The organism is Ktedonobacteraceae bacterium, assembly GCA_035653615.1.
Taxonomy (GTDB): Bacteria; Chloroflexota; Ktedonobacteria; order Ktedonobacterales; family Ktedonobacteraceae; genus DASRBN01.
Genome location: DASRBN010000037.1, coordinates 75,520 through 102,028, shown reverse-complemented (window position 1 = coordinate 102,028; position 26,509 = coordinate 75,520). Strand labels below are relative to the sequence as shown.

Annotated in this window: 14 protein-coding genes and 1 pseudogene; 4 read left to right on the top strand and 11 right to left on the bottom strand. The window is 53.6% G+C overall.

The genetic code is table 11. From position 1 onward, the window contains the following. Window positions 1–89: 89 nt before the first annotated feature. Window positions 90–1,670 carry an AMP-binding protein gene (locus VFA09_21615; protein ID HZU69882.1) on the bottom strand — a complete coding sequence of 527 codons (1,581 nt, stop codon included), beginning with the start codon at window positions 1,668–1,670 and terminating at the stop codon, window positions 90–92. 337 nt (window positions 1,671–2,007) lie between these two features. Here VFA09_21615 and VFA09_21610 point away from each other — a divergent pair, with 337 nt between their 5' ends. Then, entirely contained in the window at window positions 2,008–3,801 is a 1,794-nt protein-coding gene (locus VFA09_21610) for an MFS transporter (GenBank protein ID HZU69881.1), read from the top strand. A 158-nt stretch (window positions 3,802–3,959) separates the two neighbouring features. Here VFA09_21610 and VFA09_21605 read toward each other — a convergent pair whose 3' ends face one another. The 4 genes from VFA09_21605 to VFA09_21590 all read right to left on the bottom strand — a co-directional run bounded on the left by VFA09_21605 (window position 3,960) and on the right by VFA09_21590 (window position 12,269). After that, window positions 3,960–7,691, bottom strand: coding sequence for an AAA family ATPase (locus VFA09_21605; protein ID HZU69880.1), 3,732 nt, complete (start codon window positions 7,689–7,691; stop codon window positions 3,960–3,962). After that, complete coding sequence (locus tag VFA09_21600; GenBank protein ID HZU69879.1) at window positions 7,688–9,037, bottom strand: metallophosphoesterase; 1,350 nt, start codon at window positions 9,035–9,037, stop codon at window positions 7,688–7,690. The genes VFA09_21605 and VFA09_21600 overlap by 4 nt, the downstream gene beginning before the upstream one ends. A gap of 53 nt (window positions 9,038–9,090) precedes the next feature. Continuing rightward, window positions 9,091–10,839, bottom strand: a complete 1,749-nt coding sequence (locus VFA09_21595) for an ATP-binding protein (GenBank protein HZU69878.1) — start codon at window positions 10,837–10,839, stop codon at window positions 9,091–9,093. Window positions 10,840–10,976: 137 nt separating this feature from the next. Then, window positions 10,977–12,269, bottom strand: a complete 1,293-nt coding sequence (locus VFA09_21590; protein ID HZU69877.1) for a DNA double-strand break repair nuclease NurA — start codon at window positions 12,267–12,269, stop codon at window positions 10,977–10,979. Between the two features lie 519 nt (window positions 12,270–12,788). On the opposite strand from VFA09_21590, the gene aceA reads away from it, so the two are divergent. Together aceA and aceB are read left to right on the top strand one after the other, a co-directional pair. Next, window positions 12,789–14,141 (top strand): isocitrate lyase, encoded by a 1,353-nt coding sequence (aceA, locus tag VFA09_21585; protein ID HZU69876.1) that lies wholly within the window; start codon window positions 12,789–12,791, stop codon window positions 14,139–14,141. A 124-nt stretch (window positions 14,142–14,265) separates the two neighbouring features. Beyond that, window positions 14,266–15,867 (top strand): malate synthase A, encoded by a 1,602-nt coding sequence (gene aceB, locus VFA09_21580; protein ID HZU69875.1) that lies wholly within the window; start codon window positions 14,266–14,268, stop codon window positions 15,865–15,867. Window positions 15,868–16,019: 152 nt separating this feature from the next. Here the strand turns inward: aceB and thrS (VFA09_21575) are convergent, their stop codons facing one another. The 4 genes from thrS (VFA09_21575) to VFA09_21560 all read right to left on the bottom strand — a co-directional run bounded on the left by thrS (VFA09_21575) (window position 16,020) and on the right by VFA09_21560 (window position 23,679). Next, complete coding sequence (thrS, locus tag VFA09_21575; GenBank protein ID HZU69874.1) at window positions 16,020–17,858, bottom strand: threonine--tRNA ligase; 1,839 nt, start codon at window positions 17,856–17,858, stop codon at window positions 16,020–16,022. Window positions 17,859–18,357: 499 nt separating this feature from the next. Continuing rightward, window positions 18,358–20,154, bottom strand: coding sequence for a threonine--tRNA ligase (gene thrS, locus VFA09_21570; protein ID HZU69873.1), 1,797 nt, complete (start codon window positions 20,152–20,154; stop codon window positions 18,358–18,360). A gap of 560 nt (window positions 20,155–20,714) precedes the next feature. Next, entirely contained in the window at window positions 20,715–22,640 is a 1,926-nt protein-coding gene (locus VFA09_21565; GenBank protein HZU69872.1) for a prolyl oligopeptidase family serine peptidase, read from the bottom strand. A gap of 13 nt (window positions 22,641–22,653) precedes the next feature. Further along, window positions 22,654–23,679, bottom strand: a complete 1,026-nt coding sequence (locus VFA09_21560; GenBank protein ID HZU69871.1) for a dipeptide epimerase — start codon at window positions 23,677–23,679, stop codon at window positions 22,654–22,656. Between the two features lie 442 nt (window positions 23,680–24,121). On the opposite strand from VFA09_21560, the gene VFA09_21555 reads away from it, so the two are divergent. Further along, window positions 24,122–25,450, top strand: coding sequence for a hypothetical protein (locus VFA09_21555; GenBank protein ID HZU69870.1), 1,329 nt, complete (start codon window positions 24,122–24,124; stop codon window positions 25,448–25,450). 94 nt (window positions 25,451–25,544) lie between these two features. Here VFA09_21555 and VFA09_21550 read toward each other — a convergent pair. After that, a pseudogene (locus tag VFA09_21550) lies at window positions 25,545–25,763 on the bottom strand (thioredoxin family protein). Window positions 25,764–25,775: 12 nt separating this feature from the next. After that, window positions 25,776–26,231: a thioredoxin family protein gene (locus VFA09_21545; GenBank protein ID HZU69869.1), complete on the bottom strand. Its 456-nt coding sequence runs from the start codon at window positions 26,229–26,231 to the stop codon at window positions 25,776–25,778. Window positions 26,232–26,509 lie beyond the last annotated feature (278 nt).

Below are 26,509 nucleotides of genomic sequence, written 5' to 3'. Positions count from 1 at the left end.
AATGCTCCCCCACGGCGGAGCCGTAGGGGCCGATTGATCGGCCACGCGTCCACTACCACATGATTTTGTAAACACCCGTCATGATATGTCTAAATCTTCCTTCCAACATCCTTCCAATATGGCTCGCGGATCTCCGTCTTGAGCAGCTTGCCCGCCGGATTGCGCGGCAATTCGTCGACAAAATCTATGGAGCGTGGCTTCTTGTAATCGGCCAGCAACTCGCCGCTAAAAGCGATCAGCTCCTCGGCACTGGCGCTGACCCCCGGCTTGAGCTGGACTACCGCTTTCACAGATTCGCCCCATTGAGCATCGGGAACGCCGATCACGGCTACATCGGCCACGGCAGGATGCGCGGACAAAGCCGCTTCGACTTCCGCCGGGTAGATATTGACACCACCGGAAATAATCATATCGATCTTGCGGTCACAGATATAATAATAGCCCTCTTCGTCGCGATAGGCGATGTCTCCGACCGAAAAGAAGCCATCCCGCATATTGCCAGCAGTCGAGTCAGGCTTGTTATAATATTCGGCCAGCCACGAATTGCGCGACCACATTTCGCCGGGTACGCCAGTAGGAACCTCATGACCTTCGGCATCGAGCAGGCGTATCTCCTGTCCTGGCCCGGCCTTGCCACATGATCCTGGCTTGCGCAGTTGATCTTCGGGCCTGAGCAGTGTCACAACTCCCGTCTCGGTGGCCCCGTAGAACTCCCAGAGAATTGGGCCAAAACGCTCCGTAGCCCGCACTTTCAATACATAGGGACACGGCGCTCCGGCCAGGATAATAGAGCGCAAAGAGCGAACATTATAGCGCGAAAAGATTTCTTCAGGCACATCGCAAAGACGCTGCAACAGTGTCGGAGCCATGAAAGTCGTCGTCACCTTATGCCGCTCGATCAATTGCAAAGCCTCAACAGGGTCATAGCGCGGCTGGATCACAATCGTCGATCCCAGAAGCACATGCAATGAGACAAAGAAGCTGGGAGCGCTATGATAATATGGTCCGGCCAGCAAATGCACATCCGACTCGACCAGCTCAAACGCCTGTATGATTCGTATGATGTCAGCGACCGGCACTCCATGCGGGCGATAGGCCCCCTTGGGTTTGCCCGTCGTACCGGATGTGTAGCTCATAGTGGAACCTATCCCGCCTTCACTGCCAGGCAAATCCTCGCCGGCACCGGCAAGCAGCTCTTCATAGCACCGCCAACCTGGCCTGAATTCTTTCCCGATTGTTATATAGACGACCTCACCCTCAACTTCAGCACGCGCTTTATCGACGACCTCGACCATCCCCGGCCCGGCTATCACCACCTTTGCCTGGCAGTCATTGACAATGTAGGCCACTTCATGTTCGCGCAGGCGATAATTGAGCAGCACGCCGGTAGCCGAAAGCTTCGACAGGCCACAGGTTATCTCAAGCAACTCGATGGAGTTGTGAGACATCACAGCCACACGGTCATTGGCCTTCACGCCCAGGCTGCTCAAGGCATTGGCAACGCGCCGGGCGCGAGCATTCAATTCGGCATAGGTCAGCGAACGCTCTCCACATATAAGTGCAGTCTTATTGGGGCGAACCTGTGCATGCGCGTCAAGATAATGAGGCGCCGGAGCAGCTGTTGAAGATGGTTGCGAAGTCGCTCCCGCTGGCCTATTTGATGTTGTCATAGCACCTTCTCCTGTCTCCCCCGCTTCAGGGGTCGCTAACGAGTTCGAACAACACAATGCGGTCAGAAAGGCCTGAACTATCCCTGCTGAACTATCATGGAATACTGTGGAACAACAGAATTATATCACGGGAAAGTGCCCCCGGGGCATGTCATTCTGAGCGAAAGGAGCCCCGGAGCATGTCATTCTGAGCGCAGCGAAGAATCTCTGCCCATCTTCTAGAGATTCACCGGTTAACTAACATTGACGTTCACGTAAACGATAGTATATACTTCTTAACGGACGGATTATAAGCGATGGTGAGCTAAAGGTATGCAATATGAATGATGAAGGAGTAATGATGAAAACCACTGAGCGCAATGAAGCGAAGCCTATCACACGCCGTACTTCACGCGCCAGGCTGCCCGTTGGCCCCCATTATAAATGGATCGCGCTGACCAATACTACGCTTGGCGTATTGATGGCGAGTATCGATGCCAGTATCGTCCTGATCTCCTTGCCTGCCATCTTCAATGGTATTCATGTAAATCCACTTGCGCCGGGCGAAACGGACTATTTCCTATGGATACTACTCGGCTATATGGTCGTCACGGCGACGCTGCTGGTCACATTTGGACGCATCTCTGACATGTTCGGGCGCGTGCGCTTTTACAACCTGGGGTTCGCGATCTTCACCGTTGGCAGCATCCTGCTCTGGCTAACGCCGGGAACGGGAAATACGGGCGCACTCGAACTGATCCTCTTCCGACTGATTCAGGGCGTGGGTGCTGGATTCCTTTTTTCGAACAGCGCCGCCATTCTCACCGATGCCTTTCCTGCCAACCAGCGCGGGCTGGCCCTTGGCATTAACCAGGTCGCGGCAATTCTCGGCTCCGTGATTGGCCTGATCCTGGGCGGCATACTCTCGTACTTCAGCTGGCGGCTGGTCTTCCTGGTCAGTGTCCCGGTAGGCATTGTGGGGACGGTCTGGGCCTACCTGATGCTGCGCGAGATCGCCTCAATTCGCGGCCATCAGAAGATCGACTGGGCCGGTAACATCACCTTTGCTTTTGGCGCGACCATCCTGCTGCTCGGCATCACCTACGGCATCCAGCCCTATGGCGGCGCCCCGACCGGCTGGGGCAATCCTTTTGTGTTGGGTGCAATTTCGCTTGGCATCCTTTTGCTCGCGCTCTTCATCTGGATCGAATTGCACGTTGAGGACTCCATGTTTCACCTGCGACTCTTCAAGATTCGCATGTTTGCCGCCGGAAACGCCAGCGGTTTCCTGGCGAGTATCGCGCGCGGCGGGCTGCAATTCATGCTCGTTATCTGGTTGCAAGGTATCTGGCTGCCGCTGCACGGTTACAACTACGATGTGACACCGCTATGGGCCGGCATCTACCTGCTGCCGCTCTTGATCGGCTTCGTGTTGATGGGGCCTATGAGCGGCTGGCTCTCGGACCGCTTCGGCGCGCGCATCTTCTCGACCACCGGCATGCTGATCCAGACGGCAGGCTTTCTCCTGCTGACCATCCTGCCGACCAACTTCAACTACATCTGGTTCGCGCTCCTACTCTTTATGCTGGGCATTGGCCAGGGCATGTTTTCATCGCCCAACACATCCTCAATTATGGGGAGTGTACCCGCGGAACAGCGCGGCGCGGCCTCCGGTATGCGCGCCACCTTCCAGAACTCTGGTTCGCTGGTGAGCATCGGCATTTTCTTCAGCATCGTCACCATCGGCCTGGCCTCGTCCCTACCAACGACACTGTTCAGCGGGCTGACGCAGGCGGGCGTGCCGACCACAACGGCCAATACCATCGCGCACCTGCCACCGACCGCGGCGCTTTTCGCGGCCTTCCTTGGCTACAATCCCATGGCCACGCTGATACCGGCACCGGTTTTGCACGCCCTGCCGCTGGCAAAACAGGTCAACCTGCTTGGACATAGCTTCTTCCCGAACCTGATTTCACAGCCGTTCATGATCGGGTTGCACGGCGTCTTCTACCTTTCCGCGGGCATGTGCTTCATTGCTGCCGTAGCCTCGTTCCTGCGCGGGAAACGCTACACCTACGGGCAGGAGAGGGCTAAAACGGGGTTGAATGGAGCGGGAACGGAGATCGAGCCGGTGACGGCGACGACGGATTAGGAGATTTTTTACTACCGCGTGCCTGCGATAGTTAGTATTAGCTCGTTGTTCATGGGGCTTCCATTATGGATATGGAAGCTCCACAACATGCGAGTATAAACATGCAAGAGACCCTTTTTCCTGGCATCCATTAAGATGTTTTTGGCTTTCATGCTCTGTTAATCACTCATAGCATTGGCCGGCTGCAATACTTCGCTATCAACAGCAGCCATTGCCGAAGCTGGCAGATCAGATTCGATAATCTGACCGGAGTCCATCTTAACATGATACTGGAAAGCCTCGCGGTCAAAGGCATGTTGATGTGAAATTAAGATCACCTGGTTGAACTGCTGGGCAATCGTTCCGGTTGTGACGAGTTGCACGAGAGCCTGAGCTCGCGCAGCATCAAATGCGCTGAGCGGCTCATCCAGGAAGATAAATCCTGGGGCTACGCCCAACTCTTGTGGAAGAGTGGCGAGCGCAAAGGCCAGGCGCAGCGCCAGCGAACATTGATCACGCGTGCCACCCGAAAAGAGATTTTTAGCGATATAACGACCGGCGGCAGGGTCCCAGACTCGAATACGATAATCCATTGCCTCCTGCTGACCATCTTTGTCTTCCGGCGTCAATCGCACGTCACGATAGCGCCTTACTGTCAGTTGCTCCAAAAGTGGCGCCATGTTGCGCTCCGTAACCGGCAGTACGCGACGAGCAATGCGATCATGCGCCTCTTTGAGCAGCTGCGTTGCCAGCCTGCATATCTCACGTTCCTCCAGTAGCTCTGTAACTTTTTGCTGGCACTCTTCAATACTCAAGGGGGTATTGGGATGCTGCAATTCCTCCGCCAGCAGGCTTTCTTGTTGCTGCGCTGCATAAAGGCGTTGTCTGGCAACATTCAGAAGTTCGGTGGCCTGGCGCTGCTCATCAGGAGATACCATCGCTAACAGAGGCCAGCAGGCAACCATCCTGTCATATGTATAGGTTCCCGGAGCGGTAATGCCGCGCGATGCTATAATCACATCTATCATCTGCCGGCTCTCCCTCATCTGACCCTCCACACCATCCAGTTGCTGCTCGAGTTGTCCTTGTTCTTTATGAGCTGCTTTAAGTTTCTCACTCGTGCCCTGCTCATCCAACTCTTCCAGCGTAGCTTGCAGCGCCTTTCTGGTTGCGTGAATTGTGGTACCGAACCTCTCCTCGTAAGGAAAAGAACTATCGTCCTCTTCCGGCAATGATGGTAGAGATGGCAATCCTGAAACAGGTAAGCGGTTCAACGTTGCTAAGAGATTCTTGATCGAAGTTGAGGTAGCAGCCAGGTAATTGGTAAGACTGGCCCAATAAGTTTTATAGTCCTCCTGGTATTGCGGACGAGCCTTCAGCGCGTTTTCTAACGCCTGTATTTTTGCTTCTGTCCGTCCTCGTTCCGGCTCTACTTCCGATTCATCATGCAGATGAATCATGTTTAAAAGTGGGAGAAGCGCTTCCTCTTGTTGATGACAAATTGCCTTCACCCCTGCCAGCATTTCCCGCGCCCTGGATAATTGTGAAGCAGGATCAAGAGTCTTTTTCGCAGCGACTAATTCTCGCGCTTGCCGCAAGGCATCTTCTGCCTTCTGCTTATCAACTTCGGCCTCCTGGATCAGGCGAGCCGATGCCAGTTCTCGTTGCTTCTGCTCCTCTGCGGTAGTGCGCAGTTCGGCCTGGCACGCTGAAAGCCAGGCCTGAATGGTATTGCTATCGACCGGCCATTGCGCGACTCCTGCCAGCGACTTCCTGGCAATTTCCTCACATGATGCCTCAACTTTTTCTTGCGCTGCCGCCCGTGCCCTCAATTGAGTCAGTTGTTCCACCAGATTACCTGATTGCTGAAAGGGATACAGGCCTTTCCTTTTCTCATCGATACTAGAGCGAACCAGTTTAAGTTGTTCAGCAAGGCGTATATGCTTGTCTCGAGCCGCTTGAGCAGTTACTTGCAAAGTTCGCTGTTCCTGCATGTTGTCGAGCTGTTGGCGAAGCGTGTTTTGAAGGTCATGAGCGGCTTCAAGATTTGAAGGTATGGCCAGGCCGCTTGCGCGAATCTGCTGTTCATACTGGTGTAATGTAGCGGGATCCCCTCCTACCTGGATTGCCGCCTGGCGCCGCATATCCAACTGCTGCAATTCTTGCGTTAAATGTGACCAGGTCGCGGAATGTCGTTGCACATCCTTTCTGGTACGGGAGTATCGTAACCAGGCGAAGATAGCCCCAACGAAGGAAATGACGGCGAGAACGAACGCGGGATGCCATAGGAATCCCAAAACTATTGTTACTATTGTCAATGCAGTGAGAATGGCTCCGGCCATCAAAGGTATGCGCGTTTTAGCGCGAGCAGTTGCCAGAGATTTCTCGGCCTCCTGGCGCCTGGCACTCAGTTCTGCCTGCTGCGGTACATATCCTCCCAGGGCCAGTTCAACCTCCTTTAATCGCATCCAGGTAGTTAACGCCTCATTTGCTGCTGCCAGGCGCACAGCCTCATTTGCCTGCCGCATTTCCTTTTCAGCAACAGTTATGGCATGCTCTAAGTTTCGTACTATTTCCTCTTGCTGTCGTATTTCGCTCTCAAGTTCGAGGAATCTCTGCTGCCTTTCTTCAGCCGCGCTTATTTCCTGCTGAAGAGCCTGCAAAGTCTTACTTGCATCCTCCCATTGCTTGACTGAAGCAAGTGCATCTTCCAGATAGCCTTCTCTAGCTTTCAGCTGGCTTAACCTCTCCAGGAAGTCTCGCTGTTCCTTTTCAGTCTCTGCACGACGTTGAACGACACGATTCTGGGCGAAGGTGCAATCATTTTCTTTCTGCCGCAGGTCCGCTTCGGCCTGCTCAAGCACCTTTATGCTTCGCTCTGCCTCACGGCAGGCCTCTTCCGCTGCCTGTGCCCGCTTGCGAGCCTCCAGCACCTGGTCAGCAGCATCTGCCGCTGCGCGAACATCATTCAAATAGGCGCGTGCCTGGGGAAGTTCGATCCGCTCGATAGCATCCAGGCGTTTAAGTTCACCGGCAATGCGCTGTAGTTCAGCGCGTGTATGAGCAATAGCCGTAATCTGGTGATCGATCCTATCGCACTGGCTCACATGGTCTTTCAGCTGGGAACAGAGAGCCAGGCGATCGCTGGCCTCTTGCGCGCGGGCCTTGCATGCTGCTAATAGTTTGTGAAAATCCTGTTCTTGCTTTTCCAGCATAGCAAGGCGACTCAACTGGCCGGCAACTTTCACGGCGTCAAGTCGCTCGGCCAATTCAGCCTCCCGAGCAGAAGCCGTGCGCACTTCATCCTGCAATTTCGCCAGGCGCAAAAGACCCTGTGCCATGACCAGCTCGCGTTCCTGTTCGCGCCTGAATTTGAACTGCTCTATAAGCTGGGTTAGCTTTTCCAACCCCAGCAGCTTTTGAATGGCTTGCTTTCGCTGCTCGAGGGACAAATCCTCAATGCGACCCAGTTCTTTCTGCTCGACAAAACAGGAGTTGCGCAGGCTATCTCCATCGAGGTTTCCCAATTCTTTGAGAATACGCTCGTCCACTGCCCTGACACGGCTGATCTCCTCGGGTTGCGCGCCAGGTCGCACGATCACAAGTTTCGCCTGTTGCGACTTTCCTCGCTCAAAGTGCCGGCTGACCGTCATTTCCTGCTGGTTTACATTGAATGTCAATTCAACAAACGCATGTGATTGACCAAACTGGATCACTTCCTCCTGCCTGGCCTGTTTGTCTTCTCCCACCAGAGGCTTCCCGTAGAGCGCAACATATACTGCTTCAAAAAGGGTCGATTTCCCTGCCTCGTTATGCCCTTCAATCAGCATCGCTCCCTGTTCAGGGAAAACCAGAGTGACCGAACGCAGACTTTTGAAGTTACTTGCTTGCAGTCGTATCAAAGTAATCATTGATTGCTCTCCCTTCCAGAAAGCTCATCGTAGCGGTCAAGAACTCGTTGGCGGGTTTTAGTCAGAATGGCTCGACCGTCCGGCATTTCAGTCTTTGCCATCCATTCCTGGGCAATGGCCTCCAGCATCTCACGTGGGGCGATGCGTTCGCCGCGTTCCACGGTTGCCTGAGAAAGATCAGTGGTTAAGAACAAGCTGCCCTCATCTATCTCGAAAGCAAATGCGCGCTGTTGTCCATATAACCAGACGCTGCGCAAATCCAGCGCGTGATATTGCTCGCGTGTAACCGGCCCCTCCACATTCAGCCGTACCATAGCATCCTCGCTGCAATACGGGTCTATTTTTTGGATGATTCGTTCTGTTACGGGGAGTGCCGGCACCTCATCATCCCGCGCAGGTGAAGACACAGGGGGAGCCACAACATTGGGCTGCTGGTGAGGCCAGAGTTCGGTGGTACGAATCGTGATGACATGGCGCGGCTGCGGCTTGATCGGCACATGTTCAGCATGTCGCAGTCCATCGTGCGTGAGTTCAAGATACACGAAGCCCGTTCTATCCTCGCTCTGGCCAAAATCCATGCGTTCTGTAGCACCACAAACCACTACCGCCCTGTCCTCTATTGAGAAACGGTCATAGGCATGAACATGTCCGGAGAGTATGACACGAAAACCTTCAAATCTGGTCAGGCTGCTGCGCCGCACGAATATTTCCTTTTCGCCCGGAAACGCATGGCCCTCGATTGCCGCGTGCAAGATCAGTATTCCCAGGTCAGACTCCGCCAGAATATGTTCAGGATCGACAATTTGCACATGATCTAATGGGTCACCACCCGGAACGACACCTGGATGGTAACTCAATCCGGCAAGAGCCACTCGCAATCCGGCTACATTCACTGCCACCGGTAGTAACTCATCGGATGAGGCAAAAAAGTGCATGCCATTCAATCGATGGTAAATGTTTTGGGGGGCATAGCCGCCTTGCTCAGTCCTCTGGCGAGGAGTATCGTGATTGCCGCTTACACCAAAGGCATGAATGCCTGCCGACTGTAAACGCCTGAGTTGTTCCGCGACAAAATCGCGCTCCAGGTTGCGCGGGTCAACAGTATCAAAAAGGTCTCCAGCCTGGATAAACAGGTGCGCGCGGCGCTCAATTGCGGTATCCACCACTTGTCTGAATGCCAATCCCAATCGTCGCCTGCGTTGAGCCAGGCGAGCAGGGGAAAGCCTCGGGCTATACGCTGAGAGGTGATTATCCGCCGTCAGTATTACTCGTACAATACCCTCCTCGCGGGCGCTTGTACTGTCAGGGCCGCCATTAGAGGTAGAAAAAGTATGCTGCCGATCCAATGTTTTTCCCTCCTGGTTCTTCGGTATCGCGCTTTTTGAAGTCTTTCAGGAATTTACCACTCCTCTTGCTGTCGTGGTGCTGTGGCCTGGTAGTGCAACTTCTCCGCCATACGACTGGTCTGTACATCCCGCCTGGCACGTTTCAGCGCGTCAACTATATCGACATCGCTGCCACCCTCAGCCGATGCGCGCCCGGTGATGCGCACCATTACTGGAATGCGTGTCAATTGCCCCAACACAATCGCCTCACCTTTGTTCAGACCCGGCAAATCATTCAGCAGTTCCGCCGATATCGCCTCAGAAGCCCTTTGCACCGCGCGCTGATCATCGGGATTGGTCAATTGCATGATAATCTGGCTCCCACATTGTGAAAGCGTATCGGGATTGATCTTGCTGGGCCGCTGCGTAATCAGGGTGAGAAATACGCGAAATTTACGTCCTTCGGCGGCAATGGTATTGATGATGCGGCTGGCGCGTGTCTGGCTGTTTGCCGGAATCAAGTTATGGGCTTCCTCAAGTACAATAAAAACAGGTTGATGTAATTGCCCGGTTATCGCGCGCTTCCAGATATCCCGTAACATGCGCTCTGCGGCGTAGGCCGCGACCAGCTTATCGGCGCCGGCCAGATCAAGCACGGTGAGCCGTTGTGGTTGCAGTACATCTTGCATACGAATATCCTGATAATTCCAGATCGAGAAGCGGCGCAGGTCTTCAATATATTGTGCTGCCTTACGAGCCGCCCGCCGTTCATCACTCCCTAATATTTCTTCCGGCGCATCCTCCTGGTTTTGTCCACTACCAGCCTCCAATTTTTGGGCCTGCGCGGTTGTTTTATTGCCGTTATCGGCAGCCGCGAGGTCTTTCAGGGCGGTAATCAATTCACCGGGCCGGTAATCCACTCCCTCTCGCTGCAGCCGCTCGCAGGCCAGTTCGATAGCCCTGCGCTGATTCGTGGCCCTTTCGGAGATTCCGGCAAGCTCGGCGATCTCATCATGGCTCAGGTCTGCAAAGCGCACAGTAAAAGGCAGCACATTGCCGATGAGCTCGTCCGGGAAACGCCTGCCCTGAATTTCGGGTATACGATAGATTCTGACATCGTCGGCAAAGGCTGTTTTCTCCGCGTTGTGATAGGGGCGTTCTTGCTGACCCGCTTTCTTGCGAATCTGCACGTAATCAGAATTTGGATCAAAAACCAGGATCGTTGCGCCAAGTTGTAAGAGGCTCTCGAAAAATTTGCCGGCCAGATAAGATTTGCCCGCGCCGGTTTGCGCAATGATTGCCAGGTGGCGACGCAGTCCATTGGGGTCTAACAGAACAGGCACATGCTGGCGATTGATCAGCGTCCCAACCTCCACTCCTTCCTCTACATCCGCGCTGAAAAATTGCTGTAAAAGCGCATCAGAGGCAATATAGACGGTACTTCCGGGAATAGCGGCGCAGCGCGGAGTACGTACCACTCCATGAAGCAGGTAGCCGATCACACGCGCCTTTCCGTACATCTTTGGCTGGGGAGCATACGAGCCTCGCAGTATCGCCATCGTCTCATCGTAAGTCAGGGCATCCGAAAGAATAGCCGAACCAACGCCAATTTCGACAACCTGAGCGAGAACATCTACATGGGTGCTGGGAGCTTCACTTGAAGGAACTGTTCCGCCCTTTTCTTCGACTCCTGGAACTACCAGGTATTCCAATCGTGGGGGAAGCAATTCCTGGCTGCTGACGAAAGTAAATTCCAGCGGGCTCGTTTCACCCACGATGAAGCCTGCCTCACGTCCGCAAATAGATGAAAGCGAGTTTTGCATGATTCTGTCCCTCTGTCCTCACATTAGACTATTCCTTTTGACCTTTTCGGATTGAAGAGGTATCCTTTCCGCACAGGCGACGCGAACGCTCAGGCTGGCTCGCCCGGTTGGGATTGAGATGAAATGGGATTGAACCATTACCGGATAAAGCGGCGGGTCGACCGGTCATACTCTACCGTCTGCCCAAGCTGGCGCCGCAGCACGGGAAGATATACATGATCTACCGTTGCGGCATGCAGGCGAACCTCTTTATCCACGACGTAAAGCGCCGCGTTATAAACCGAAAGGCCTCCATATTCGCCCAAAAGATACTGGACGTGTGGCAAAGCTGTAGTAAAAGGAACCAGCATCCGCGTAAACCCAAGCAGGTGAAGATCATCTCTACCAAACGTGCTTGCCAACGCATCCACCCGCAGAACTTCATCGCCTGGAGCAAGACGTACATAAAACGTGCCAATCGCGGGAGCATAAGAAAGCCGTCTCAGTAGCGCCTGCAGATCAGGAGATACCTGTGGTTCACGCAAAGCTTCCTCTATTTGTAGCGTTAATTTCTCATCCGCTATTACCCCGGCACGCCCAAAAGAAGATGATCCCAGCAACACAGGATCGGTGAGGCCCGCACCTTTCGTCCAACGGTGCATGATTTCTCCATCGGTTGGAATCCCATTCATGCCCGATCTTACACCTCGTCGCCTGCCTTTCCCATTCACCGCATCGCCAGGAGCCACTTCCTCATTTTCCTGGACATCCGCATCTAACGGCTCTGGGGTCCCGGATGCTGGTTGTTGCGCGATCAGGGACTGAGAAGTGGAATGTTCATCAAGCAGGGCGTGACCTAAAACTGCCGAGCGGGCGCTTTTTGAAATGCCTAAGAGCAGGACTCCACGTTTCTGGCAAAGATCGAAAAGCTCAAGATATTGCTCCAGTACTTGCAAGGGTACATCTTCGTAACCACGTATCGCGAGCCTGTAGAGCAGGTAAGGAAGATTAGCATAGAGCGAACCATCAAGGATCAGGATATGACCTTCTCCGCTCTCGACAAATTTCAGGGCCAGGTCCAATTCGAGCGACCGCATCATGAGCGCAGCGTAGCGCGCCACAGCCGGGCGTTCGGTCTCACCACGTAACAAATGGGTCTCGACATCAGACCTGCGAAGGCCGTTCGGGCCAATCAGCAAGGCCTGTGCAATCACCCAATCCGCTCCACTATTTAGAGCCCGTATCGCGCTCGAGCCATCTATCGCCGCTGCCAGTGATCTACTTTGATCCGCACCCCTGATCTTTTCAAGCTCGAAAGGGTGCCAGTGCGATTGAATTGCCTGAGCAAGAAGCTGCTCAATCTCATCACCTGGCTTGCTCGATAACCCGGCCAGGAATTCTTCTTTCCGTAAGCGAATTCGCTCGGCAACCAGATCCGTAAATGATGCCATCCCCCATTCCTCTTCTAAAGAAATACGATTGCATGACCAACTGCGAATAAGATGATGTGTCCGCGAACTAAAAGAAACGCTCTCGTGAACGGCTACACTACCAGGGTTGGCTCTGAAGAAAAAGATACAAACTACATGCTACTGATCCTATGCCTGTATCTCTCATTACAAGCATAAATAAAAAATCGCACTGGAAGGATTTATCCTTGAAATTATAAACTGCATGTATTGGATGATAGCATAACACAGCAATCGAAGAAGAGCAAGTAATTTCACTACATTATGATACCGTCCTGTCTGCTGGTGGTAAACACAAAGTTCCAATAAGCGATACAAGGCAGTAGCCCTTTTTCCATATATAACTATCGACTTATATATAACCTCAAATCCTTCGAAGCCTTTTCCTGGACGTTATGACAAGTAGCATGGTACGCTTTCTGTAGAAGATAGCAGGTAAAGTATAGACAACGGTGTCTCAATGATTAACCTGCGTTAGCCTCCAGAGGAAAGGACATCATCATGAGCGAACATAATGGGATGAATGGGAACGCGAATGGAAATGGCCGGCATACCATGAATGGTCATTCCAAACATGGAATGAAGAAATTTTCTGCATCAACGCTAGAGGCCGATTGGCAGGGCAACTTGCGTTGGCACGGAATCGTTCGTCCATATCGTGCGGAAGATGTACTCCGATTACGCGGGTCTGTTCAAATCGAATATACGCTGGCGCGCATGGGCGCCGAGCGGCTGTGGAACCTCTTGAACTCGGAACCCTACGTCGCGGCCCTGGGCGCAATGACCGGCAATCAGGCAGTGCAGCAGGTCAAGGCCGGATTGAAGGCGATCTATCTCAGCGGCTGGCAGGTTGCCGCAGATGCCAACCTCGCCGGGCAGATGTACCCCGACCAGAGCCTGTACCCCTCGAACAGCGTGCCAGAGGTTGTGCGCAGGATTAACCACGCGCTCCAGCGAGCCGACCAGATTCATTATACAGAGGGTAAGCAGGATATCTACTGGTTTGCGCCTATCGTGGCGGATGCCGAGGCAGGCTTCGGTGGCCCTCTGAACGTGTTCGAACTCATGAAAGCAATGATCGAAGCGGGTGCGGCAGGCGTGCATTTTGAAGATCAACTCTCGTCTGAGAAAAAATGCGGGCACATGGGTGGCAAAGTACTCGTGCCAACGCAAAGCGCGATTAAAAACCTGGTCGCCGCGCGCCTGGCAGCAGATGTGCTGGGCGTCCCAACCATACTCATCGCCCGTACCGATGCTAACGCAGCTAAACTGATTACCAGCGATATCGACCCCGCCGATCAGCAATTTCTCACCGGAGAGCGCACCCCCGAAGGGTTCTACAGGATGCGCAGCGGTCTGGAAACGGCCATCGCGCGAGGCCTCTCATATGCTCCATACGCGGACCTTCTGTGGTGCGAGACCTCAGAACCAAACCTGGATGAGGCACGCCGTTTCGCTGAAGCCATTCACGAACAATTTCCCGGCAAGATGCTGGCCTATAACTGCTCTCCCTCCTTCAACTGGCGCAAGAAGCTCGATCCCGAGACCATCGCCGTCTTCCAGAAGGAACTGGCAAAGATGGGATACAGGTTCCAGTTCATCACCCTGGCCGGTTTCCATGCCCTCAACTACAGCATGTTCAAGCTGGCGCACGAGTACCGTACACATGGCATGACCGGCTACTCGAAGCTGCAAGAGGCGGAGTTCGAGCTTGAGGACTTTGGATACACCGCGACCAAACACCAGCGCGAGGTAGGCACCGGGTACTTCGATGAGGTCGCACAGGTCATTTCCCATGGCATGTCCTCGACAACCGCCCTGGCAGAATCGACGGAAGTGGCACAATTCCGCTAATTGATATATCATCTTCTCAGGTGAATCTTGGTAAACAGGATGGATCACAAGGGCGAGGGTCATGTCCACCTTCGCCCCTATAGATGTTGTCGCCATTTCATCTAAGCCAGGAAAGGAAGCCCCCATGACTACCTACAAATCCCCGGTAGAAGGTATCGAAATTACGGAACCGGTTACCCCAGAATTTGCCGAAATATTGTCCCCCGATGCCTTGCGATTTGTCGCTACCCTGGTGCGCGCTTTCCGCGACAGACGCGAGGAATTGTTGCAGAGAAGAGCACGGCGGCAGGCCGAACTCGATGCCGGCAATTTGCCGGATTTCCTGCCCGAAACCGAGCATATTCGCAATAGCGAGTGGACGATTGCGCCTGTTCCGCCAGACCTGCAAGATCGGCGCGTAGAGATCACCGGACCGGTCGAGCGCAAAATGATCATCAATGCGTTGAATTCGGGCGCGAAGGTATTCATGGCCGACTTTGAAGATGCCTTCTCCCCAACATGGGAGGGAACCATTCAGGGACAGATCAACGTGCGCGATGCCGTCAATCGCACGATTACCTATACCAGCCCGGAGGGCAAACAATACGCACTCAATGACGAGATTGCGACGCTGCTGGTACGCCCGCGTGGCTGGCACCTGGTAGAAAAGCACGTGCTGATCGATGGCAGGCCTGTCTCCGGCGGCATCTTCGATTTTGGCCTGTACTTCTTCCATAACGTCAAAACGCTGCTCGCGAAAGGCACCGGCCCCTACTTTTACCTGCCCAAGCTCGAAAGCCATCTAGAGGCCCGCCTGTGGAATGATGTATTCGTGCTGGCGCAAAAAGATCTCGGCATTCCCCAGGGAACTATCAAAGCCACCGTGCTGATCGAAACCATCCTGGCGACGTTCGAGATGGACGAAATTCTTTACGAACTGCGCGAGCACTCGTCCGGCTTGAATTGCGGGCGCTGGGATTACATCTTCAGCGCGATTAAGAAGTTCCGCAACATTCCCGACTACATCTTCCCTGACCGCGCCCAGGTAACAATGACAACGCACTTCATGCGCTCCTACTCCTTGCTTACCATCAAGACCTGTCACCGCCGCAACGCGCACGCCATCGGCGGCATGGCGGCGCAGATTCCCATCAAAAACGATCCAAAGGCGAACGAAGAGGCGCTTGAACGCGTGCGGGCCGATAAGCGGCGCGAGGCTACCGACGGTCATGATGGCACCTGGGTAGCGCATCCAGGACTGGTGCCAATCGCGATGGAAGAATTTGACGCCGTGATGAAGACCCCGAACCAGATCTATAGGAAGCGCGAAGACGTGCATGTCACAGCTGCCGACCTGTTGAAAGTGCCCGAAGGCACGATTACCGAGGCCGGACTCCGCAACAACATCAGCGTCAGCCTCCAGTACCTCGAATCGTGGCTGCGCGGTTCCGGCTGCGTTCCCATCAACAATCTGATGGAGGATGCTGCCACGGTCGAAATCTCGCGCGCGCAGATCTGGCAATGGATTCATCATCCCAAGGGCATCTTATCAGATGGCAGAAAAGTGACGGTCGAACTCTTCCGCGAACTTGCGAAGGACGAGCTTGAGAAAATCCGGTCAAGGGTTGGTGAAGAGCGATTCGCCGGGGGAAAATACCAGGTGGTTGCGGAGATTCTGGACTCGATCATTACAGACGATCAGTTTGTGGAGTTTTTGACACTGCCCGCGTATAAGTACCTGGAATAGCCCGCGTGCGTTTCTTGATGGAACTTAGGGAGAGATAGGAAAGGGGGCTGGCAGGGTATGCGCCTCTTTTCCTATCCTCATGTACAGCTGATTTATAGCAGTTGATCGAAGTCCTGCCTTTGAGATCGTATTTTCTGCTCAAGTTACTCTGTTCACAATTGCCAACTTTTCGCCCGAATAATCCCCCGTAGCCGCTCGACAAAATTCTCTACCGGCATCATGCCCAGATTCTCGTTCGTTCTCAGCCGCACAGAGACCGCATTTTCCGCCTGCTCCTTATCCCCTACGACCAGCATGTAGGGAATCTTCTGAAGCTGTGCATCGCGTATCTTGGCGTTCATACGCTCGCTGCGCATATCGGCTTCGACTCGTATGCCCTCTACTTTCAGCGCTTCCATCACCTTGCCAGCATAGTCAGCATGGCGATCAGAAATGGGAATAAGGATGGCCTGCACAGGCGCGAGCCAGGCGGGAAACGCTCCTGCCGTCTGCTCGATCAAAATGCCGATGAAGCGTTCAAATGAGCCGAAGATGGCGCGATGGATGACGATTGGCGTCTTCTCCTGACCATCCCTATCGATGTACTTGCAGTTGAAGCGGCGCGGCAGCTGGAAATCAAGCTGTATCGTACCCGTCTGCCACGATCTTCCCAGCGCGTCTTCCATCACGATGTCGATTTTCGGCCCGTAGAATGCGCCGCCACCCTCTTCAACCGCGTAGTTTCCCGCTCCCAGGTACCTATCCAGGATGCCGCGTATCGTTGCCTCGGCCCGATTCCACGTCTCCAGGTCTCCGATGTATCCCTCCGGCCTCGTACCAAGCCGCAGCACGAAATTCAAATTGAAGAGTTTGTAGAATTCCTGAGCAAGTTCGAAAATGCTGTCGAATTCTTGCTCTATCTGCTCTTCCGCGACGAAGATGTGGGCGTCATCCTGCTGGAATTTTTGCGCGCGCATTAATCCGTGCAGCGTTCCCGCCCGCTCGTTACGGTGCAAGACGCTGACATCAGCAAGGCGCATCGGCAGATCGCGATAGCTGCGCGTCTTGAAATTGAACAAAATCATGGCGTTGGGACAGTTCATGGGTTTGATGCCGTACTCCGTGTGTTCGTCGCCCGGAACGAGAAACATATCCTCGCGATAATGCTCCCAGTGCCCGGAAATCTCCCAGATGCGCCTGTCGTTGATTAAAGGCGTTGCGATTTCCTGGTAGCCACGCTTCTCATGTTCCTCGCGCCAGAAGTCCATGAATTGCGAGAGCAGCTTAAGTCCTTTCGGCAGCCAGTACGGCATACCCGGCGCCGATGAATCGAACTGGAACAACTCCAATTCTTTGCCCAGCCTGCGGTGATCGCGTTTCTGCGCCTCTTCCAGCTGCCACAGGTACCGGTCAAGTTCCTCTTGCGTAAACCAGGCCGTGCCATAGACACGTTGCAACATGGGACGGTTTTCGTCGCCACGCCAGTATGCCCCCGCGACTCGCAATAGCTTGAACGGCCCGATTTGACCCGTATGCTCTATATGCGGCCCGCGACACAGGTCTAGAAAGTTGTGCTGGCGATAGATTGAGACCTCACGCGGCCAATTGCCCTCGTCCTGAGCGCGGCAGAGTTCGGGAAGTCCCTTGTGCTGCTCAGAAACATGCTGCTCTTCCGCGGGCAGATTTTCTATAATCTCCACCTTATAGTTCTGTCCCCGGTCTCGGAAGTAGTTCAACGCTTTCTCGTATGACCAGTAGTCATGCTCGAAAGGGTACTTCCCGGCGATGATGCGTGCCATGCGCCGCTCAATTTCAGGAAAATCATCCGGCGTGAGCGAACGCGGCAGATCGAAATCATAGTAAAAACCATCTTCAATGGCCGGCCCGATACCAAATTTAGCATCAGGAAACATCTCCAGGATCGCTTCCGCCATCACGTGCGCCGCGGAATGGCGCATACGCTGCAACGCTGAATATTGTCCCTCTGCTTGCAACTCTGCTCCGTTCAACATAGGATAATCCTCCTTCTCGAAACCAATGCTACGGCTCTGTCGTAGGGCTTGATGACCCGTTCTTGCCCGATCAGCAAGCCCAGCTATACTACGGCTCTGCCGTAGGGGCCGATTGATCGCGCCCAGCGCCGATTCATCGGCCCCCTGCGACGACGACAAACAAGAAAAAAGCCTTTTCATCCCAAACTGGGACGAAAAGGCTCTAACTTTCCGTGGTTCCACCCACATTCCGCGTTTCCTTTTGATACGCAAGCAAAAATTTGATACGCAAGCAAAAATTTGCTCTCATTCAAGTCAGAACGCGCTCTAACGACCGTAACGCGGTCAGGACGTGTACCTTTGTGTCAATATTTCGGCCCTTACAGGTACAGGCTGGCGAGGGGTATCCATCTCCTTGCTGGTAGGAACGCTTTCAGCCGCCGGCGTTTCCTCTCTGCATACCTCCGGGGAGGGACATGGCTCGCGTGTTTGCCATTTATATTTATTTGTTCGAGACGGGTTACAGTTCCCGGCTTTTCGTCTGAACAATATTCTTTATATGTTCGATGAACTCCTGCAGCGGTTTTGCCCCGAGGTTCTCGTTGGTGCGCAGGCGGACGGCGACGGCGTTTGCCTCGGCCTCCTTGTCGCCTACAACGAGCATGTACGGAATTTTCTGCAACTGCGCGTCACGCACCTTGGCGTTCATGCGCTCGCTGCGCGTGTCTACCTCCGCGCGAATGCCCGCCGCTTTCAACTCCGCCAGGACCTTGTTGGCATACTCTATATGCCGGTCGGCGATGGGGATAATCATCGCCTGCACGGGCGCCAGCCAGACCGGGAATGCGCCGGCATAATGCTCGATCAGCATCGCCATGAAGCGTTCCGTCGAGCCGGTAACCGCGCGGTGGATCATCACCGGGCGATGCGGCTGGCCATCCTCGCCGATATATTCAAGCTGGAAGTTCTCAGGTTGCACGAAGTCAAGCTGCACCGTCGAACATTGCCAATCGCGACCCAGGGCGTCACGTACCATAAAGTCCGTCTTGGGGCCATAGAAAGCGGCCTCACCGATCATCTCGCGATACTTGATACCTTTGTTCTCCACCGCCTCGCGTAATGCGCTTTCGGCTCGCTCCCAGACCTCGTCGCTGCCCGCGTAATCCTCTTTTTTGTTCGGGTCGCGCAGGGAAAGCGAAATCCAGTAGTCCGTCAGGCCATAAGTGTTGAACACCTCCAGCGTGAGGTCGATAGCGCGATTAAATTCCTCCTGAATCTGGTCGGGGCGCATGAAGACATGGGCGTCATCCTGTGTCAGGCTGCGCACACGCGCGAGACCGGTCAAAGTACCCGCTTTCTCATAGCGATAGAGCGTGGCAAACTCGGCATAGCGAATGGGCAGTTCGCGATAGCTATGCATCTGCGACTTGTAGAGCGTGATGTGGTGCGGGCAGTTCATCGGTTTCAGCACATAGGCATCGTCCTCCGATAGCTCCTGCTCGCCCTGCATAATCGGGAACATGTTCTCGCGATAGTTGTACCAGTGCTTTGAAGTCTTGTACAGCCTCACCTTGCCCAGGTGCGATGTCCAGACATGCTGGTAGCCATATTTTTCTTGCGTCTCGCGTACATAGCTCTCCATCAGGTGTCGTAGCATCTCGCCGTTCGGCAGGAACAAGGGCACACCCGCCGGTACCTCGTCGCTGATGACGAAGAGTTTCAATTCGCGGCCAAGTTTGCGGTGGTCGCGTTTAAGCGCCTCTTCCAGCCGCCACAGGTACTGGTCGAGTTCTTCCTGCGTGAACCAGGCCGTACCGTAAATGCGCTGGAGCATGGGGCGATTCTCGTCCCCGCGCCAGTAAGCTCCAGCAACACGCATCAGCTTGAACGGCCCGATCTGGCCGGTATTCTCGACATGCGGCCCGCGGCACAGGTCAAGGAACGTGTCTTGCTGGTAAATGCCCACTTCCTCATCAGGCAGGTTTTCGATAAGTTCAACCTTATACACCTGGCCGCGCTCGCGGAAGTATTCGAGAGCCTTTTCTCGCGGCCATCGGTCGCGAATAAACGGGTATTTTCCGGCGATAATACGCGCCATGCGCCGCTCGATATCCGGCAAATCTTCCGGTGTCAGCGTGCGCGGCAGATCGAAATCATAATAGAAGCCATCTTCAATCGCCGGTCCGATGGCCAGTTTGGCATCAGGGAAAATTTCCAGCACCGCCTCCGCCATGACATGCGCCGCGGAGTGCCGCATGCGCTGGATTGGCGTATAATTGATCGTTTCTTGCTCTTGCAATACTGCTTCATCAGGCATAAGACTACATTCCTCCTCATTCATTGAGAATAATAAAAAAACCTTTTCATCCCTCATTGGGACGAAAAGGTCAGATAAACTCTTCGTGGTTCCACCCGCATTCCGCATCTCCGATATGCAAAAACAGATGTGTCAATGCATGGAGAACGCGCTCTACTGACCGCTAACGTAGTCAAAACGTGTACCTTCTGGACGCCTCCAGGCGAGTCCCTACAAGTACAGGCTGGCGAGGGGTATCCATCTCCTTGCTGGCAGGTGCGCTTTCAGCCACCGGCGCATCCTCTCTGCATACCTCCGGGGAGGGACATGGCTCGCTTTTATGCCATAGTATTATGTGTAGCTTATATTACCACAGATGACCGCAGAAGTAAATAGGAAATCGAGCGAGTTCCTCTGCCTACAATTTCCATACAGTCGCGTTACTGAACGCAACCTCACTCGCCCTGGCAGGATCGAACGTTTTCGCGAGAGCACCTATCGAACCGTCGAAGTAGTTGCTATCCTGGCCGTTCCAGATGGACTGCTGATTTACATAAAGGGCGATAGTAGCTGTGAGCCTGTTACAGGTTCTCGATATGCACCGGCGCTATCGCATCGGCGGGCGTGAAATGAAAGACGCGCGAGTAAAAGTAAAACTCGCCGTCCAGAGCGCGCTTGATGTTCTTTGCCTGCCGGAAGCCATGTTGTTCGCCCTCGAATGCGATATAGGCAACGGGTAATTTTTTGGCGCGCAGGGCCGCTACCATTAACTCGGACTGTTGAGGAGGCACAACTTTGTCCTCAAGTCCCTGAAAGAAGATAATCGGACAGGAGAGGCGGTCCACATAATTGATCGGTGAGCGCTCGCGATAGAGGTCGCGTCGCTCAGGATAGGGACCAACCAGGCGATAGTTATACCGCGATTCGAATTTGTGATCTTCGCCCTCCAGCGCTTCCAGGTCACTGATACCAAAGTGACTGGCGCCAGCCTTGAAGACATCGCGGAAGGTGAGCGCGCAGAGCGTGGTATAACCGCCCGCGCTCCCTCCTGTAATGGCCAGTCGGTCTCCATCCACCAGGCCAAGTTCCACCAGGTAGAGCGCGCCATTCACGCAATCATCCACATCAACAATGCCCCATTGTCCCTCGAGTCGCCGGCGATAGGCGCGGCCAAAACCCGTACTGCCGCCATAATTTACGTCGAGGACGGCTATACCGCGGCTTGTCCAGTATTGAGTTTCCAGATCGAGCTCGCTATAGGCCATCCCCGTTGGTCCGCCATGGCTCATAACCAGCAGGGGAGGAAGTTCGCCTCGCGGTGCTTCATAATCGCTGTTTCTTGGCGGATAGAAGAAAGCGTAGGCGGTCAGCCCATGTTCCGTCGGAAACTCGATAAGATCGGGTACCGTGAGATAATGTGTTTCTATGCGGGTCTTGCTGGACCGGCGGAGCACATGTATGGATAATGTATCCAGATCTAGCTTTTTGACCGATGAATATTCAAGTGGCGCACTGGAGATATAAATGGCGTATTCCGGCGTCGCCCTTACCCACTCAATTCTGGAAGCAAAAGTATCAATGACTTCAAATTTGCCCGTTGTTATATTGAGACGTGCCAGGTTAGCAATTCCCTCTTCGAAATAGCTGCAAATAAGCATATCGGATGAGGCGAAAGCATAGGTAGAATAGGCAAATGCCCATTGTGGCACACCGAACTCCGCTTCCATCGGGTGCAGGGCTACAATATTGCCATCTTGCCAGCGATAGAGATTCCACCAGTCCGTCTTATCCGAAACAAAATGTAAGACACCGTCGGGAGACCATTCTGGCTGGAAGATGGATTCGCTCTCGCTCCCGGCGACGTGCTGTGCTTCGATTATTGAGCCATCCTCTGCGATTTTCCCAATCCATAGTTCCGTGCCATCCCAGGGCATATTCGGATGATTCCAGGTCAACCATGCCAGGCGCGATCCGTCAGGACTGAGACGCGGCGAAGCATAAAAATCATTGCCTGAAACGAGTACCCGGTTATTCCTGCTGCCATCAAGCGCGATGCTGACCAGCGTGTTCACCGGCTCATGACCAGAACGCGTGTGATCCTCGCGCACACAGATGATACGGTTATGGCGCTGGTCGATGATGTAGTCGGCATACCGCATCTGATCCATGAAAGCGATTGGCTTAGGAACGGAGCCTGCCGTCAAGCGGTAGAGGTGCTGGTCCGAGAAATTTGAAAAATAGATGACACCATCGCTGACGGTATAGCTGCCACCACCGTATTCATGGACGGTTGTGCGCGCATTGTATGGCGCTGGCAGCATATCAGTTATGGTTCCATCCGGCGTTCTACGCACGATCACATAACGACCGCCTTCTGCCGGACGCCTTTCAATCCAATAGATATCTGAACCATCGAGTACGACCTGCTCTAATTTAATTGTCTCCGCGACGATCAGGTCGGAAGTAATCGGTGACTTCCATGAGCCGTATGGCGCTATCTGGGGCATGATTGTTCTCCTCCTATCCCTTGCTCTGCGTCTTCTGTACTCCCAATCCCGGCCTATCCGGCAGCACCAGTTTCCCATTCACAACCCTCACACCCTCATAAGGGTCATTGTCGATGAGCAGGTGGCCGTCCAGGTCGGCGTAATCGGTGAGCGGCGTCAGGTGGGCCGCGGCCGTAATCGCCAGCGAGCTTTCGATCATGCAGCCGATCATCACGCGCAGGTTGCAGGCACGCGCAACGTGGATCATCTTCAGCACATTGGTCATGCCGTTACTTTTCATCAGCTTGAAGTTCACTCCGTCGACGCACTCCGCCAGCCTGGGAATGTCTTCGATAGCCACACAGCTTTCATCCGCGATAATCGGCAGCGGCACATTTTCGCGCACAAGTTTCAGGCCCGCGAGGTCGCGCGGCGCGACTGGCTGTTCAACGAACTCAATGTTGTAAGGCGCGAGCGCGTTGATCATTTTAATGGCTTCTTTGGGTGTCCAGGCAGTGTTGGCATCGACGCGGATGGTTGCTGAGGATACTTCGCGAATGGCTTTCAGGTTCTCAAGGTCATGCTTGGTGCCCACTTTTACCTTGAGGATTGGGTAATCACGCGCAGCAAGTGCCTTTTTGGCCATGTTCTCAGGCGTATCGATGCCGATGGTAAAAGAAGTATGCGGCGTATGCTTCGGGTTCAGGCCCAGTAGTTTATACACCGGCACATTCAGCATTTTGCCGATCAGGTCATAGAGTGCCATATCGACGGCGGCTTTTGCGGCCGGGTGAAAGCGAATAAGATGATCAAGGTTGCTCATAATATCCTCTATCAGAAAAGGATCATCGCCCAGATTGCCCGCGAAGGTCGCAATGCATGCCAGCACCGTCTCCTGGTTTTCCCCGTAAAACTCATCGGGGGCGGCTTCACCGTAGCCTACATGGTCATTATGATGTATTTGCACAACCACATTAGGGGCGGTATGTTGCACACCTCTCGAAATACGAAAAGGCGTTGTCAGTTTGAGATCAACCGGTTTGGCATCGATATGCAGCATGTACTTTTCCCTATCTATCGGCTCCCTCGATTCATCCTCATGCGGGAGTGTGAATATGATTTGTTTTGCCTATGCTATCACTTAACCACACCAATGGCAAGCCACTGAAAGCCAGTTCGGACATGTCATTCTGAGCGCAGCGAAGAATCCAACCGGAAGAACTCAGGCATGTCATTCTGAGCAGAGCGAAGAATCCAAAAGGAGCCGGATCGATCAGGGGCTTGCTTCAGATTCTTCGCTCCGCTCAGAATGACATGCGAGGAAGGCTTTTTCAGAGCAAGCAAGAGGCGCTGACGTTTACCCACAAATTCTCAAGCTGCTTCGATTGTCTCTAGAGGAACTATGAGCCGTTGCTGCTAAAGTCGGAACTATTCTCATGCTTTGTGCATCTTTCTTAAAAAGAATACATACTGCATTCCAGCAGCAAAGAAAGAGGCGCGACATGAACAATCCCCAAGTATTTATCAGGAGCAATCGCCTGAAGCAACGTCGCATCATCTCCGTTTCAATGATAATGCTCTCCCTCTGCCTGCTCGTTCCTTTCATACTCGCAAGTTGTGGTTATCAGAATAAGACGGGGAGCCAATCATCTACGCAAGGAAATAATCAGCCAGGTACAAATACACCGGCAGGTGATTTGACCGGACTGCATATGATCAATGCAATGGTCGGATGGGCAGTCAGTTGGGATGCTCTCGGCTCCGGTGCATACACCATCCTGAGAACAACCGACGGCGGGAGCCATTGGAGTACCACATTAAAGTGCAAGCCTACCGAGAGTCTAGGCATGGGATATGTTGAAGGCTGTTCAACCAACTTTCGTTCAGCATCGATTGCCACCGTCGTGCAGCCGGAGTATGACAGCAAAACCCAGGTATCTCAATTGCGCATCTTTCACAGCAGCGATGGCGGACAGAACTGGCAGAGTGCCGTAATCAAGGCGCGTGACCTGGAAACATCGCCCGTGTTTGTCGATGCATTACACGGCTGGGAACTTGTCACCGATAACTTCCCCGGCCCTGACCCCGGTAGCGCCTACATCGGCAAAGAAATCGCACTCTTTCATACCAACGACGGCGGGAGAACGTGGCAAAAGATAGCAGGGGGTCCATCGACTTCGCAATTGCCGGTAACCAGTGATGATGCATATGGCATACCCCCGCTTACCGCCAGCACCAGGATGCAATTCGTCACGCCAGCGACAGGGTGGCTTACTGGCACTTCCTCTCACCAGGATTCTTCCGATTACTCCTGGCTCTATGTCACACACGATTCCGGTGCTACCTGGCAGCCGGTAACGCTCCCTTTTCCACCTGGCAGCCTTATCGTGTGGCCGCCGCAGTTTTTCACCGAGCAAGATGGCCTGCTTTCAGTTCTCACCTCCGGTCCGAACTCCAGTGGGACGGCACTTTATACGACCCACGATGGAGGCAAGACATGGACTCAAACGGCCGTGCCTTTCGATGTGACCAGCGCCGATTTTATCGATATGAATCATGCCCTGGCAATGGCTTCTGATTCGAGGAGTAAAATGGTCTATACAACCAGCGATGGTTGGCATCATTGGACGCAACTTCATCTTAATGCGCCGTTTCAACTTGTGTATAATTTCAGCTTTGTCTCACCCACTCTCGGGTGGGCACTTGCCAACAACATCACGAGGACTGGTCCGCCGGGAAGCATTAATCTTCGTAAGGGCGATACTATCGCTATGCTTAAAACTACTGATGGAGGGAAAACATGGCAGGAGATTGCGCATTCGGTAGTATAGCCGGTGCCGCTATGGTTCTATCAATAATTGGATTTACAGTAGGGGCGGAGGAGCTTGCTCCGCCCCTTATCTCGGATAGCCGTAGCATCTGCTGTTATTTTTGTGTCTCTTGATCGAGCGCCTGCAAGACCTGCTGGACAAAGCGCGGTTCCGGCAATGCTCCGGTAAACTCGACGCGATCATTGATGATGGTTTTGGGCACACCGTGGACGTGGTAACGCTGTGAGAGGTCCATAAACTCGGATGCCTCTATCACATCGGCGGTAATATGCTCGTTCTCAACGGCTAATCTGTGAGCCAAACTGGCTGCTCTTGGACAATAGGGTCAGGTAGGGGTGACAAAGACCTGAATATGCAGGTCTGAATCGACCCCAGCCAGGGCCTTGCGCGTTTGTTCGCTCAACTCTGTCTTTCCGCGAGAGACATCGAGCAGTGATTCGACCAGGGTCGAGAACTCGTATCCTGCCGGAATGCCGAAGTAACGCACCTTGCCTTTAGCCTGCCCCGAAAGCACGAACGCGGGAACGCGCGTAATGCCCAGTTCCTGCGCCTCCTGCTTATTATCCGCGATATCCTTCACGTCCAGGTGCAGTTTTTCCGAAAGATTCGCGACTTCTTCAAGTAGCTCGCCTGTTTCCTTGCAATACGCACACTTCTCCTGCCCTGGGACAAACAGGACAGACTCGCGCTGCGTAAAGTAGGTAATTGTCACATCATTTGGCAATTCTTCAGCAAAAACCTTTTTCAACGATTCCTGATCTTGTTGCGATATCAATGCCATACACTTTACCTCTCTTTCCCATGATAGTTGTTTGCTAGATGCAGGCACTACTAGTATATGACATTATGGTGCCGGCTGATAGTCTCTTGTGAAGCCACCAGGCATATGCTATTATTGAAGTGCCAATCCTGTCCGGCATTGTACTGTTGAGCAGCCGGTAATTTGAGAGCAGGATGGGAATCCTGAAAGCAAAAAGGTACTCTATCAGTGGCTGAGCATCATCGTAACTTTTATGCGCTAGTTCAAAACCAGCAGGCAAACCAGCCTTGGAGAAGGTC